Here is a 13135-nt window from a genome sequence, read left to right as displayed (position 1 = left end):
GCGTCCCGTGATCCGTACGGTACGCCGTGGTCCGGTGCCTTCGTCCGGTCTTTCATGATCCCGCGACGCGGACGCCTCCACGGCGTCGCTGCGCCGTGCCGGGGTCCTCACCGGCGCTCCACGAGGTAACCGCCGTCCGCGGTGAACCCGGTCACGCGGGCGCCCTCGGCGAGCAGGCCGCCGAGCACGTTCCGCACCGCGTGCCGCCACGCCATCGCCGCCGCCGGGTCGTCACGGCGCAGGGACTCGACGTCCTCGGGTGTCGCCACCACCAGCACCCGCCCGTCCAGGCGGCCTTCTGCCGCCAGGTGGCCGGCCCCGGCGCGCAGCGCCACGACCGCCCCGTCCGGCACCCGCGCGGGGGAGATCGGGGCGGCGCACGCGGCCGCGACCCGCGGATCGTCCAGCCGCCAGACGGCGAGCAGCCGGTCGGACTCGTCCCCGGCGTTGACCGCGTCGGCCATGGCCCCGTAGAACGAGGGGAGGTACCGCTCGGGCCGGGCACCGAGCTTGACGATGTTGAACGCGGCGTTGCGGCGCACCAGCGGGTCGTAGGTCCAGGAGATGACGCGCAGGCCGCGCGCGAGGGCCCAGGCGCGCTGGTGGAGCTTGAGGGCGAATCCGATGCCCCGGCCGGGCTCGCACCCGGTCACGTGCGAGTGCAGCGCCATGCCGGAGGGGGCGGCGAAGAACCCGATGCTCGCTCCCACCATGCGGCCGTGCCGGAACGCGCCGGAGACGTAGTTGCCGGTGTGGGCCAGCGCCGCCATCAGCTCGACGTTCACCGGCTCCTGGCCGGGCCCGGTGGGCCAGATGCCGTCGAACAACGCCACGACCTGCTCGAACTCGGCGATCTCCCGCAGCTCGCGCACCTGCGCTCCGCAGCGCAGCGCCGCCGCCTCGTACTGCCCGGCCGCTACCTCGTACCGCCCGCCGCCGGCCTCGTGGCGCTCGGACGTGATCTGGGGGCGCGCGTCCTCGTGCCGCGGCTCGGTACTCTCGCCGTCCACCTCGCCCGCGGCCTGCGGCGGCCGGGGCGGCACCGGCGGGGCGCAGGCCGGGACGGGGGAGGCGGCGCCGTCCCCGCTCACGGCCGTCGTACGCCGTCACCCGGCACGACGGCCGCGCCGCCGGCGGCTGCGACGACCGTCGGCGAGGCGGCCTCGCCGACCACGGTCTCCTCGCCGCAGGCCTCCGCGCCGGCCGGGACGGTGGACTCCGCGCCGGCTTCGGCGGGCCGGCCGAGCCCGGCACGCAGCAGCCGGGTCACGTTGCCGCCGAGGATCTTGCGGATGTCCTGCTCGGGCAGGCCGCGGCGCAGCAGTTCCCCGGTGACCAGCGGCAGGCCGCGCGGACCGTCCAGCCCGGGGATGCTCGCGAGGGTGTCCAGGCCGGTGGTGCTGTAGTCCTCGCATGGCGGGGTCAGGTCGAGCATCACCTCCCGGATGAAGTCGGGGCCGAGGCCGACGTGGTCGATGCCGGCGACCTCCGCGATGTGCAGGATGTGGTCGGCGAGCCGCTCGACCGTGTACCCCTGCGGCCGGTCCGACAGGAACGCCGCCAGGAAGTTGACGCACACCACGCCGCCGTTCGCGGCGACCCCGCGCAACTGCTCGTCGGTCAGGTTGCGGTGGTGGTCGCGCAGTGCCCGCGCCGAGGAGTGCGTGGCGATGACCGGCCGGGTGGCGAGCTCCAGCACGTGCGCCACACCGGAGGCGCCGAGGTGCGAGATGTCGAAGATCATGCCGAGCCGTTCCATCTCGCGCAGCACCTCGACGCCGGCCGCGGTCAGCCGGCTGCCCGTGGCGTCCTCGCCGCTGCCGTCCGCCAGGGGAGTGCGGCCCCAGTGGGCGATCGAGGCCACCCGGACGCCGAGCCGGTGCAAGGTGGGCAGCAGCTCGACCGAGTCGTCCAGGCCGGGCATGCTCTCCAGCGCCAGCACCAGGGCGATCTCGCCCGCGGCGAGCGCGTCGTCGATCTCGCCGGCGTTCCCGCACAGGCGCACCTCGCCGGCGTTGCCCTCGGCCAGCACGTGGGCGCACTCGATCATCCGCAGCGTCTGGCGCAGCGCGCCCTCGGGACGGAAATGGTGGTCCACGAACACCGGGAGGACCTGCACGTCCACGCCGCCGTCGCGCAGCTGCGGCAGCCACTGCTCGCGGAAGAACGCCGCCCAGGTGCGCGGCGGCCGGGCCGAGACGGCCATCAGCAGGTCGTTGTGGGTGTCCGCCACGACGGCGTCCCGATGCAGGTCTGCGTACATGTGTCCCCTCCGCCGCGCTTCCCACAGGCCGTAGTGCGACCGTATAGGCAACCGGTGACCGGCCGATGCCGGGGGTCCACACCGAGTGCGCCGGGTACGCGGCCCGGTCTCAGCCGAACCGGTAGGCGTCCGGGCGCGGCGCCCGGGTGATCCGGCGGTACGCCGCGGCCGGGCGCGGCCAGTTGTTGACGATCTTCCCCGCCTCGTTCTTGTACCAGCTGTGGCAGCTCGCCTGCCAGGCGGTGCGGGCCAGCGCGGCCTCCAGCGCGCGGCGCCAGGACTCCATCGCGGGCTGCCGCACCTCCATCGGACCGCGTGATGCGAGCAGCCGCAGGCAGCCCATGATGTACCAGACCTGCGACTCGATCATGTAGATGATCGAGTTGTGCCCGAGGTTGGTGTTCGGCCCGTACAGCAGGAACAGGTTCGGGAAGCGCGGCACCGCGATCCCGAGGTACGCCTCCGCGCCGTCCCGCCACGCCTCGCGCAGCGGGTGGCCGTCACGGCCGGTGATCTCGATCGGCGCCAGCAGGTCGTTGGTGTGGAAGCCGGTCGCGAAGATGATCGTGTCCACCTCGCGCACCCGGCCGCCGGCCGTCTCGATGCCGCCGGGGACGATGCGGGTGATCGGCTCGGTCACCAGCTCGACGTCCGGCCGGGTCAGCGCCGGATAGAAGTCGCTGTCGATGACGATGCGCTTGCAGCCGATCGGGTAGTCCGGCGTGAGCTTCGCGCGCAGCTCCGGGTCGGGCACCTGGCTCCCGAGATGCTCCCGCGCCCGCTTGAGCACGAGGTTCCTGCTCCAGCCGTCCACCAGCGCGGGGTAGATGACGCCCTCCAGGAACCGGAAGACCCGCTCCCGTTCGGCGGCCCGCAGGAACGGCACGTACCGGAAGGCCAGCCGCCGCCGCTCCCCGTACACCCCGTCGGCCTTGGGGATCACCCAGCTCGCCGTGCGCTGGTAGACGTCCAGGTGCTTGGTGAGCCGCGCGACGCGGGGGATGATCTGCGCGGCCGAGGAGCCGTTGCCGATGACGGCGACACGGCGGCCGGTCAGGTCGTGGCCGTGATCCCATCGGGCCGAGTGGAAGCTCCTGCCCCGGAAGTCCGCAAGGCCGGGGATGTCGGGCAGGCGGGGCCGGTTGAGCTGACCCACCCCGGAGATGACCACGTCGAACGTCCGCCGTTCGCCGTCGGAGGTGGTCACCCGCCACCGGCCGGTCCGCCCGTCGAACTCCGCGGCCGTGACCTCGGTGTTCAGCCGCAGGTGCCGCCGCAGGCCGTACTTGTCGGCGCAGTCCTCCAGGTAGGAGAGCAGCTCCGGCTGGGCGGGGAACCGCCGGCTCCAGTCGCGCCGCTGCTCGAACGAGTAGGAGTACAGATGGGACGGTACGTCGCAGGCGGCCCCGGGATAGGTGTTGTCGCGCCAGGTGCCGCCGACACCACCGGCCCGTTCGAAGATCGTGAAGCCGGTCATCCCAGCTCTGCGGAGCCCGATGCCCATGCACAGCCCCCCGAAGCCCGCGCCGATGATCGCTACGGTCGGTGCCATACGCCGGCCCTCCGGGTGTCAGGACGTGCGCCCTCCGGGTGTCAGGACGTATTCACCGTAGGTCGTGCCGGTAGTCTGCGCACGTGTCCCCGACAGCGTTGTCCGCGATCATCGCGGAACTTGAATCCACGTATGACCCCTCTTGGGCCGAGCCCTGGGACGCTGTGGGCCTGGTTTGCGGAGACCCCGCCCAACCCGTACGCAAGATCCTGTTCGCGGTGGATCCGGTGGCGGCCGTCGCCGAGGAGGCCGTGGAGTGGGGAGCCGACCTCATCGTCACCCATCATCCGCTGTTCCTGCGCGGCACGACCAGCGTCGCCGCGACCACCGCCAAGGGGGCGCTCGTCCACCGGCTGATCAAGAACGACGTCGCCCTCTTCACCGCGCACACCAACGCCGACGTCGCCGACCCCGGAGTCTCCGACGCGCTGGCCCGCGCCGTTGGGCTCACCGCGCCGCTGCGCCCGCTGCAGCCGGCCAAGGACGACCCGCGGCGCGGCCTCGGACGGGTGGGCGAGCTTCCCGCTCCCACCACCCTCGGCGAGTTCGCCGCCCGCGCGGCCCGCGGTCTGCCCCGCACGTCGTGGGGCCTGCGCGTCGCCGGCGACCCGTCCCGCCCCGTGCGCACGGTCGCCGTCAGCGGCGGCGCGGGCGACTCCCTGCTCGGCACGGCCGCCGCCGCCGGAGCCGACGTCTTCCTCACCGCCGACCTGCGGCACCACCCGGCAGGCGAGTTCATGGAGACGGGGGCGTTCGGCGGCGGGCCGGCCCTGATCGACGCGGCCCACTGGGCGACCGAATGGCCCTGGCTGGCCCAGGCCGCAGGGATTCTCGCGTCCGGGTTGGCCGACAAGGGGATTAATGTGGAGACGCGCGTCTCCGAAACGGTCACCGACGCCTGGACGACAACAGCACAGTGCGAGGATTAAGTGAAGGCTGCCCCTGAAGCACAGAAGCGTCTGCTCGAGCTCGCCGAGCTCGATGCCGTCCTCGACCGGCTGGCGCACCGCCGCCGTACGCTGCCCGAGCTGGCCGAGATCGACGAGCGTGCCGCCAAGCTGGCACGGCTCGCCACCGAGGTGATCGCGGCCGAGACCCGGCTCGGTGACCTCTCCCGAGAGCAGGCCAAGGCCGAGTCCGACGTGGACGCCGTGCGGGTGCGCGCCGACCGCGACCAGAAGCGCCTGGACTCCGGCCAGGTGTCCTCGCCGAAGGACCTCGCCAATCTCCAGTCCGAGATCGCCTCCCTGAACCGCCGGCAGGCCGACCTCGAGGACGTCGTCCTGGAGATCATGGAGCGCCGCGAGGCCGCCGAGGCCGACGCCGCCCGGCTCACCGCCGAGCGCGCCGAGATCACCGCCGGGCTGTCCACCCTGGAGGACAAGCGCGACGCCGCCCTCGCCGACCTGGACAAGGAGAGCGGGGAGGCCAAGGGCAGGCGCGGCGGCATCACGGACGGCATCCCCGCCGACCTGCTCGCCCTGTACGAGAAGCTGCGCGGGCAGTACGGCGTGGGCGCCGCGATGCTGCATGGCGGGCGCTGCCAGGGCTGCAAGGTGTCGCTGTCGATCGCCGACCTCAACCGCATCCGCGCCGCGGCCCACGACGAGGTGCTGCGCTGCGAGGAGTGCCGCCGCATCCTGGTCCGCACGCCCGAGTCGGGGCTGTGAGCGCCGGCGCGGCGAACCTCGTCGTCGAGGCGGACGGCGGCTCGCGCGGCAACCCCGGAGCCGCCGGCTTCGGCGCGGTGGTCAAGGACGCCGACGGGCAGGTGCTGGCCGAGGCCGCCGGCGCCCTCGGCGTCACCACCAACAACGTCGCCGAGTACCAAGGCCTGATCGCCGGGCTGCAGGCGGTCCTCGGCGTCGGCGGTGAGGGCACGCCGGTCGAGGTCCGTATGGACTCCAAGCTGGTCATCGAGCAGATGGCCGGCCGCTGGAAGATCAAGAACGAAGGGCTGCGGCCGCTCGCGCGCGAGGCCGCCGACCTGGCCGCGCGCCTGCGGGTGACCTGGCGGTGGGTGCCCCGCGAACGCAACCGCGACGCCGACCGCCTGGCCAACGCGGCCATGGACGCCGCCGCCCGCGGCGAGACCTGGCGCCCCGCCGCCACTTCGCCCACCGTCCCGGCCCCGTCCGGGCCCGGCGCTCCCCTCGCCCCCTCCGCCTCCGGCACACCGGTCATCGACACACCGTCCTCTGGCGTGCCGACCACCGGCACACCGGGCACCGGTGTGCCGTCCTCCGGCTCCGGTGGCTCCGCCACGGCCTCCGGCCTCTCCACGGCTCCGGGCACCACCGGCACCGGCTGGATGGCGCCGGCGGCCGGCACCACGAGCTTCCTGCTCCTGCGGCACGGTGAGACGCCGTTCTCCGTCGAGCGCCGGTTCTCCGGCACCGGCGACCCCGACCTCACCCCCAAGGGCATCGCCCAGGCCGAGGCCGCCGCCGCGCGGCTGTCCCGCCCGCCGTACGCCATCGACGCGATCGTCTGCTCGCCGCTGCGGCGCGCGCAGGACACCGCCGAGATCGTCGCGGCGCGCGCCGGGGTGAAGGTCACCGTGGACGAAGGGCTGCGCGAGGTCGACTTCGGTGACTGGGAGGGGCACACGTTCACCGAGATCCAGCGCCGCTGGCCCACCGAGCTGGCGGCCTGGCTCGCCGACCCGTCCTCGGCCCCGCCCGGCGGTGAGAGCTTCGAGCGGGCGGCGCTGCGCGTACAGGACGCCAAGGAGCGCCTGCTCGCCGAGCACAAGGGCAAGACCGTGCTGGTCGTCTCGCACGTGACGCCCATCAAGCTGCTGCTGCGCTTCGCGCTGCTCGCGCCTGCGGCCGCCCTCTACCGCATGCACCTGGACGTGGCCTCGCTGTCCGCCGTCGACTACTTCGCCGACGGTCCCGAGCTCGTCCGCGCCCTCAACGACACCGCCCACCTGCGCTGACCGCCGGTGGCGCCACCTGGCGCACCGGCGGGCCCGGTTGCCCCGCCATGCGGAATCCGCCCGATCCGTGATCCGATAGACTCGGAGCACAGCGGACGAGTCGGCCGGGCGACCGCGTCGGGGCTCCGGCCCCGCCGAGGAAGGTCCGGGCTCCACAGGGCAGGGTGGTCGGTAACGCCGACCCGGGGTGACCCGCGGGAAAGTGCCACAGAAAGCAGACCGCCTCCCCTCGCGGGAGGTAAGGGTGAAACGGTGGTGTAAGAGACCACCAGCGCCCACGGTGACGTGGGCGGCTCGGTAAACCCCACCTGGAGCAAGGTCAAGAAGGGGACCTCCCCGGAGGTCTCCGCGCGCGGCGTTCGAGGGTGACCCGCCCGAGTCGCGCGGGTAGACCGCTTGAGGCCGCCGGCAACGGCGGCCCTAGATGGATGGTCGCCCCTTTGCGCAGCAAAGGACAGAACCCGGCCTACAGGCCGACTCGCCCGCTGTTCACGCCTCTGAGCATGGGATTCCTTGATCCCTACCTGGCAAGAGTCAGCACCATCACTCTCGGAAGACCGATTGAAGGCCCCAACGAGAGCAGAGCGGACACGGCTGTCGGCCTCAGGCACGAGGTGCCCATAGAGCAGAAAACCCCGATCGGCGTAGCCGCTAGGGGCGACGCCAGATCGGGGTGTCCATCTTTGGCAGATAGACCGCCCACGTTATTTCGATTGCCGATGCGGGCAAGTCGGCGGCTGACGAGGTGTCCAGCTCGGATAGGAGGTGGATCCACATGGCCGCGAAAGGTAACCTCGGGCAGAAGGCCCCCGTTTCAGGGCAGTACCGTCCGCAGGGTGGCGGGCCGGAGGTGACTGTCCCCAAGGGGCATCGCCTTCCCCCGACCCCGAAGCCGGGAAAGCCCTGGGTCTGTGTTGACGCTGAGCCTCCGACGGCCATCAATGCCGAAGCCACGACCGCGAACGTGCACCGGGTTAGCCGCCGCACGGTGGCGCCGGATTCGCCGTCCTCCGTCCCACCGACCCGGCGCCGGAGAAAGGCCCGGTCGGGGCGGGGAGAGCGTCGCACCCGGCGATGGTGAGTGGTCAGCGCAGCGGGCATCACAGCGGCGAAGGTCAGCGGCCGGCGCACCAGGCGGTGACACATGGGTTCACCGGGCCCGGCTCTCCACCCCCGGCCATGTGCTGGAGGTGACCGGCGCCGGGGCGGCGGGTCGTGGTACGGCGACGTCGGCGCCTGTTACGGCGCCGGAGCCGGTGAACCTTCGCCGGACAGCGCACTAGCTGGAAGGGGTGCGGATGCAGGCGGTGATGGGGGTGTTGTCGGTGCCGCTGGTGGTGGCCTGGAAGCCGAAGGTGGTGGAGGCGCCGGGCGCCAGCGCTCCGTTGTAGCTCGCGTTCGTGATCGTGTACGGATTGGCGAAGTCATCCAGGCTGGCGTTCCAGACTCGGGTGATCTGCTGGCCGCCGGGGAAGGTGAGGGTGACCGTCCAACCGGTGGTCGCGGTGGTGCCGGTGTTGGTCACGACCACCTTCCCCTGGAACGCGCCGGGCCAGTCGCCGGCCGGGCTGTACACGGCCGTACAGCCCCTGGTCGGGCAGGCCGGGACGTAGACGGTGACCGGTGAGGTGAAGGCGGAGTAGTTGCCCGTCGCGTCACGCGCCCGCACCTGGAAGCGGTAGACCCCCACACCGGACTGGGTGAACGACGAGGTCGTCGTGGTGCCGACCAGGGCTAACGTGCCGCCGGTGGCGCCGGGCGCACGCCAGATCTCGTATCCGATGACGCTCACGTTGTCCGTCGAGGCGGTCCAGGTCAGCGTCACCGAGCCGCAGGTGACGGTCGCGGTCGGCGTACCTGGCGTGGTGGGCGGCTGCGGGTCCGGCGGCATCGTCGGGCAGGGGGGCGGCACGACCCGCACCGGCTCGGTGAAGGCGGAGGTGTTGCCGGCCGCGTCGCGTGCCCGCACCTCGTACAGGTACAGCCCCATGATGGGCTGGGTGAACGAGGTCGCCGAGGTCGTCCCGACCGGGACGAACGTGCCGCCGCTGTAGGGCGCGCCGTACACGTCGTAGCCGGTGACCCCCACGTTGTCGGTGGAGGCGGTCCAGCTCAGCGTCACCGACAGGGGGTTGCATCTGACCGTGGTGCTCAGCCCGGCCGGAACCGTCGGCGGGGTGGTGTCGGCGAGCGGCGCGATTCCCGCCGGAGCCGTCGCCGAGAACGCGGGCGTGGTCGCCCCGAGCCCGGCCAGTGCGGCGAGGGCCGCGAGAACGATGGAGATGACTCGCCGTTGCATGGTGACTCCCTGGCGGCCAGGAGGCGGGGTGGTGGCCGGCATACCGATCGACGCGCTACACAGACGGTAGAAGTGAGTGTCGCGGCCTGTCGACAACGCGACCGGGCGGGTCGCGAAGATGCGGGTCGCGGATGCAACTTTCAGCCCGCCGGACCTGGACGGCGCCGATCGCCGGGGCCCGCCCGTGCCGCCTGACTCGCACGACACCGGGCTGCGGGCGGCGCATCCACCGGGTGGCGAAATCCCGATCCCGGTCGAGGGTAAGCGGGCCCTGGGAGCTCCGGGGCATGCGCCGACCCCCGCGCTCACCAGGATCGGTCACCCAGTTAAGCCCTCACGATCGCTGAGTTCGGTTCTCGCCGTACGTGGCCGGGGAAAAGCGTATCGTGATGCTCGGCATCGAGACAATGAAAACGTAGATCAGCCCAGACCGATAGAGATCTTGGACTGATCGGGAGTTAACATGTCCGACAAAATAGTAGGCATGGTGGTGGCACCACTGGCGCTGCTCGCCGTAGCTGTGGTGATAGTCGGGGCCGTCGCAAAAAGTTGTTCGATATCACTCGACGCTGCATTGAATGACACCGATCGGGAGATTCAGGCGGCCAATCTTTCGCTCGCCTGTCGCTCTGTTGCAATAAGTGGGCGAAAGTCGCGTTCAGGGGACGAATGTAGCCGGAAGTCTCGAAGTGGTGTTCTTGCAATTCAATTGAAAGGCTTGTCGAATCCGGTCACTCTTGAGCGCCCTTACGGTAATCACGATTATCGCGCCGAGTGTAAATTTCTCTAGGCCTGTGATCTCGTACAGCAGCGAAATACAGCAACGACGTCGGTTGATCGGCTTCGGATCGTGCAGTGCTTAGTCCTGTGGGATTGGGAAGCCGTACTGCTGCGAGATCTCTCGCAGTGCCTCAGTGCACGCGGACTGAACGGGAGCATGATCGGCATACTGTAGCTTGACACTGGCGAAGGGTGGATTGCCACAGGGGCCGCGTCGGGGACCCTTACCGTGCCAGCCGCATAGGCCCTTGTTCCCCTCAGTACCCGCAGTGTGATGCTCTGCCTTCCACGGCTTGACCCAGATGACCACGTTGTCCATGAGGCTCACATTAGAAGCCGCGCCAACGAGAGATAGCGGCTGTAATGGAACAGTGTTCAATGCCAAAGCGTCTACGACTCCAGGTGATCGCCGAGACGCTTGAGCGCGTTGCGTGTCTCCTCTGAGGAGACCTCGCTGTAGATGTTCATCGTGACCGAGATCTGGCTGTGTCGAAGGATCTGCATCGCCACGCGCGGGTGAATGTCGAGGGCGACCAGGAGCGACGCGCAGGTCTTCCGAGTGGCGTGGACGTGGACCTTCCGCACCTTGGCCTTGGCGCAGGCGTTGGCGAAGCTCCGCCGGAAGTTCGACGGCTCGATCGGCCGGCCGCTCGCGATGGTGAAGACGAGCCCTGTCTCGTGCCAGCCCTCCCCAGTTTCAGCGCGGGCCGCACGATGATCGGCGAGGCGTACCTGCAAAGCCGCGGTGACGATGTCGGGAAAGGGCAAGGTGGCATCGGAAGCATGCGTCTTGGTCTCGCGGTGCAGGAGCTTGCCGTTGACCCGCTGGATTTGCCGGCCGATCGTCATCTCGGCCCGGTCCAGGTCCACGTCTTCCCGGCGGAGCCCGAGCACCTCACCCAGCCGGAGCCCGAGCACGAGGACCAGGACGTAGGCCGGATACATCGGGTCCCGCCTCGTACGAGCCGACTCCAGGAAAGTCCGTGCCTCATCGACCGTCCACGGCTTCACCTTGCGCTTACGCGGGACGGACATCTTGACGTTCGCCGCGATGTTCCTCGAAAGCGTCTCGTCCCGAACGGCGTTGCTCAACGCGGCCCGGAGCGTCATGTACGCGTCATGAACGGTCTACTCGGAAGGCTTCTGCTCGCAGCACTTCCCCGACGCTGGCGGGCGAGGAAGAGAGGAAGAAAGAGCGGGGAAGGAGGACGGGGCGGAAGATGCGGGGGGAGGACCTTGGGGCGCTGCTCTCGACGACAGCTGCCCCAAACCCCGGGTGCTCCGGCTCCGAGAGGGGGGCCGCGCGGAGTTCGCGCCGTAGCTGGCTGAGCTGGAAGTCCTGATCGCTCGCCAGCCATCGACCCAGGCAAAGCCCAGCAGCCCGACTCCTCCAGCTCAAGCCCAGCCGGTGCAAGTCGGGCAACCAGCGCGCGAGGAAGGTCACCGGGAACAGGTACACGCGAGGCAGGGCTTGCCCCTCCGTCGCCGGCCCGTTGCCGCTACGCGGTGGGACGATGGCAGACGAGAGATCAGGACAGATGGGTGCGCGGGTAGGCGCCCGAGGCAAGGAGCACCACCTTAAAGTCGAAGTGGATTGAGAGTACTCCACCCGACCTTTACGGCAGAATCACACGAAGATTCAGCGTCCGACGATGGAGGTAAGAGTGCTTGAACCACTGCAAGAGTCCGCAAACTTCAGCGTGAGGATGGAGATCAACATTGCGGAAACTCGATGGCTCGGCTCGTCTCCCTCTCGGGTCTGGACACTCGCCCTGTCGCTACCTCGAAGTGAAGCACGGCTTGTCCGAGATGAGGTCGAAAGGACCTTCCTTCAGGGCGATGAGCATGTCAACCACGCTATCCAAGAGCGGGCAGGTCGGACTAGCTGGGGAGCCGATGGCGGCCCGTTCCATGAGGTCAGCCTCTTTCTCGCCTAAGCCGCAGCCGATGGCTTTATCGCCGCTACGACGGCGGCGTTGTTCCAGAAGCTGATCGCGGTGCATCGCCACCATGGGATGGAATCTGTTGACGAGGTTTGGCGTGACTCCTTCGACCGAGAGGGAGCTATCAACTGGGCAAAATGGGTCATCGACACTCGTTATGCAGCTCTGGCAGAAGGATGCTTGGATGCTCCCTCTGGCAGTGAAGACTCCCTACACCTGGTGTCCGATTCACATGATCGAGAAACCGGCAGGTGGACCATCTCCCTTCGAGATGCCCAAGGCGCTTCCTACAAGGTAGTGCTCGGCGTTTTGGACGGTTTCCCTGTAACCCAGATGATCGAGCGCGTCAGCCCTCCTGAAGATGCCTCGGACGACATCTGAGTGGCCCAGTCCACGTGGGACCCGTGGAGGCTGTACAGCAGTCCGTACAGCAACGCCGTCTTCGAGCAGAGCATGCGCGACTGGCAGGACGATCGCTAAGCGACGGGGCACATCGGGGGCACATCTGGTCGTAAAACGCTGGCAGGCGATGGCAACGAACGGAAGCGTTCTCGCAGGTCGCCCGTAGTGTGGGGCGCTTCGCCGCAGGTCGGGAGAGGGCGGAATTGGAACCCGGCCTACAGGCCGACTCGCCCGCTGTTCACGCTTCTGAGCGCGGGATTCATTGATCCCTGCCCGGCCAGAGTCGGCACCGTCACTCGCGGAAGGCCGGTTGGAGGCCGATGGGGCCGGCCGTCTCGCCGGGCGAGCCGGTCGGCCCGTCGCCGCGTCAGGCCGGGATCTGCTTCTCGTACCAGGTGTAGTAGATGTAGGTGCTGCCGGGCCCGGTCAACGTGCCGTAGACCTGCCAGAAGCTGTTGGCGCCGACCGAGTAGCGAAAGACCTTGTCCCCGGGTTGGTCGTCCACGAACACGCTTTGTGACCCGTTGGACCAGGTCCGTATCTCGATCGTGAATGTCGAGGTGTCCGGGATGTCGAGGCAGACCTCGTACGTGTACGCCGACGGACCGCCGATGTGGTAGCTGTAACCGTCCACCGCCGGCCGCTCGATGTTGGTGGGGACGTAGCTGTTCAGAACACGGGTGTACCCGCCCGTGGAGCAGTCGACTGCGGGGGTGGCTGCGGACGCGGGGCTGACGCCGGTGAGCGTGGCGCCGAGGACGCCGGTGACGACGGCGAGAACGGAGATGATGCGCTTCATGCCTCTCCTCATCCGTACGGTGATCGCCAATCAAGTAGTTGAAGGCTGAACTGATTTTGGCTTGATCATCGAATTTGGACAAGTACGGGCAGGAATTATGAAACTTTCAGTTAAGAGGGTCGCATTCGGCCGTTCACCGTGGTGCCCGGCGGCGCG

General features: G+C 69.6%; 10 protein-coding genes and 1 other RNA gene. 5 read left to right on the top strand and 6 right to left on the bottom strand.

What is annotated here, in order from left to right; translation table 11 throughout:
* Window positions 1-107: 107 nt before the first annotated feature.
* The 3 genes from IEY93_RS07345 to IEY93_RS07335 all read right to left on the bottom strand — a co-directional run bounded on the left by IEY93_RS07345 (window position 108) and on the right by IEY93_RS07335 (window position 3815).
* The gene (locus IEY93_RS07345; protein WP_229690934.1) at window positions 108-1091 is read right to left on the bottom strand and encodes a GNAT family N-acetyltransferase; all 984 of its coding nucleotides are present in this window, start codon (window positions 1089-1091) and stop codon (window positions 108-110) included.
* Window positions 1088-2263: a dipeptidase gene (locus IEY93_RS07340; RefSeq protein WP_189162192.1), complete on the bottom strand. Its 1176-nt coding sequence runs from the start codon at window positions 2261-2263 to the stop codon at window positions 1088-1090. Before IEY93_RS07340 ends, IEY93_RS07345 begins: the two co-directional genes overlap by 4 nt.
* Before the next feature lie 109 nt (window positions 2264-2372).
* Window positions 2373-3815 carry a flavin-containing monooxygenase gene (locus IEY93_RS07335; protein ID WP_189162191.1) on the bottom strand — a complete coding sequence of 481 codons (1443 nt, stop codon included), beginning with the start codon at window positions 3813-3815 and terminating at the stop codon, window positions 2373-2375.
* Window positions 3816-3898: 83 nt separating this feature from the next.
* Here IEY93_RS07335 and IEY93_RS07330 point away from each other — a divergent pair, with 83 nt between their 5' ends.
* From IEY93_RS07330 to rnpB, 4 genes are all read left to right on the top strand, one after another.
* Entirely contained in the window at window positions 3899-4744 is an 846-nt protein-coding gene (locus IEY93_RS07330) for a Nif3-like dinuclear metal center hexameric protein (protein WP_189162190.1), read from the top strand.
* The gene (locus IEY93_RS07325; RefSeq protein ID WP_189162189.1) at window positions 4745-5485 is read left to right on the top strand and encodes a zinc ribbon domain-containing protein; all 741 of its coding nucleotides are present in this window, start codon (window positions 4745-4747) and stop codon (window positions 5483-5485) included. It begins immediately after the preceding gene.
* Window positions 5482-6756 carry a bifunctional RNase H/acid phosphatase gene (locus IEY93_RS07320; RefSeq protein WP_189162188.1) on the top strand — a complete coding sequence of 425 codons (1275 nt, stop codon included), beginning with the start codon at window positions 5482-5484 and terminating at the stop codon, window positions 6754-6756. Before IEY93_RS07325 ends, IEY93_RS07320 begins: the two co-directional genes overlap by 4 nt.
* A 96-nt stretch (window positions 6757-6852) precedes the next feature.
* An RNA gene (gene rnpB / locus IEY93_RS07315) (RNase P RNA component class A) lies at window positions 6853-7241 on the top strand.
* 794 nt (window positions 7242-8035) lie between these two features.
* Here rnpB and IEY93_RS07310 read toward each other — a convergent pair.
* Window positions 8036-9055, bottom strand: a complete 1020-nt coding sequence (locus IEY93_RS07310; protein ID WP_189162187.1) for a cellulose binding domain-containing protein — start codon at window positions 9053-9055, stop codon at window positions 8036-8038.
* Window positions 9056-10225: 1170 nt separating this feature from the next.
* The gene (locus tag IEY93_RS07305) at window positions 10226-10870 is read right to left on the bottom strand and encodes a site-specific integrase (RefSeq protein ID WP_268241541.1); all 645 of its coding nucleotides are present in this window, start codon (window positions 10868-10870) and stop codon (window positions 10226-10228) included.
* A gap of 941 nt (window positions 10871-11811) precedes the next feature.
* Between IEY93_RS07305 and IEY93_RS07300 the strand changes: the two genes are divergently transcribed.
* Window positions 11812-12159: a hypothetical protein gene (locus tag IEY93_RS07300; RefSeq protein ID WP_189162185.1), complete on the top strand. Its 348-nt coding sequence runs from the start codon at window positions 11812-11814 to the stop codon at window positions 12157-12159.
* A 388-nt stretch (window positions 12160-12547) separates the two neighbouring features.
* On the opposite strand, the gene IEY93_RS07295 is transcribed toward IEY93_RS07300, so the two are convergent.
* Entirely contained in the window at window positions 12548-12979 is a 432-nt protein-coding gene (locus IEY93_RS07295; protein ID WP_189162184.1) for a hypothetical protein, read from the bottom strand.
* Window positions 12980-13135: the final 156 nt, after the last annotated feature.

The organism is Sphaerisporangium melleum (assembly GCF_014646695.1).
In the GTDB taxonomy this organism is placed as follows: Bacteria; Actinomycetota; Actinomycetes; order Streptosporangiales; family Streptosporangiaceae; genus Sphaerisporangium; species Sphaerisporangium melleum.
Note: the sequence above shows the minus strand (reverse complement) of the source record. Positions and strands in the feature narration are given on the sequence as shown.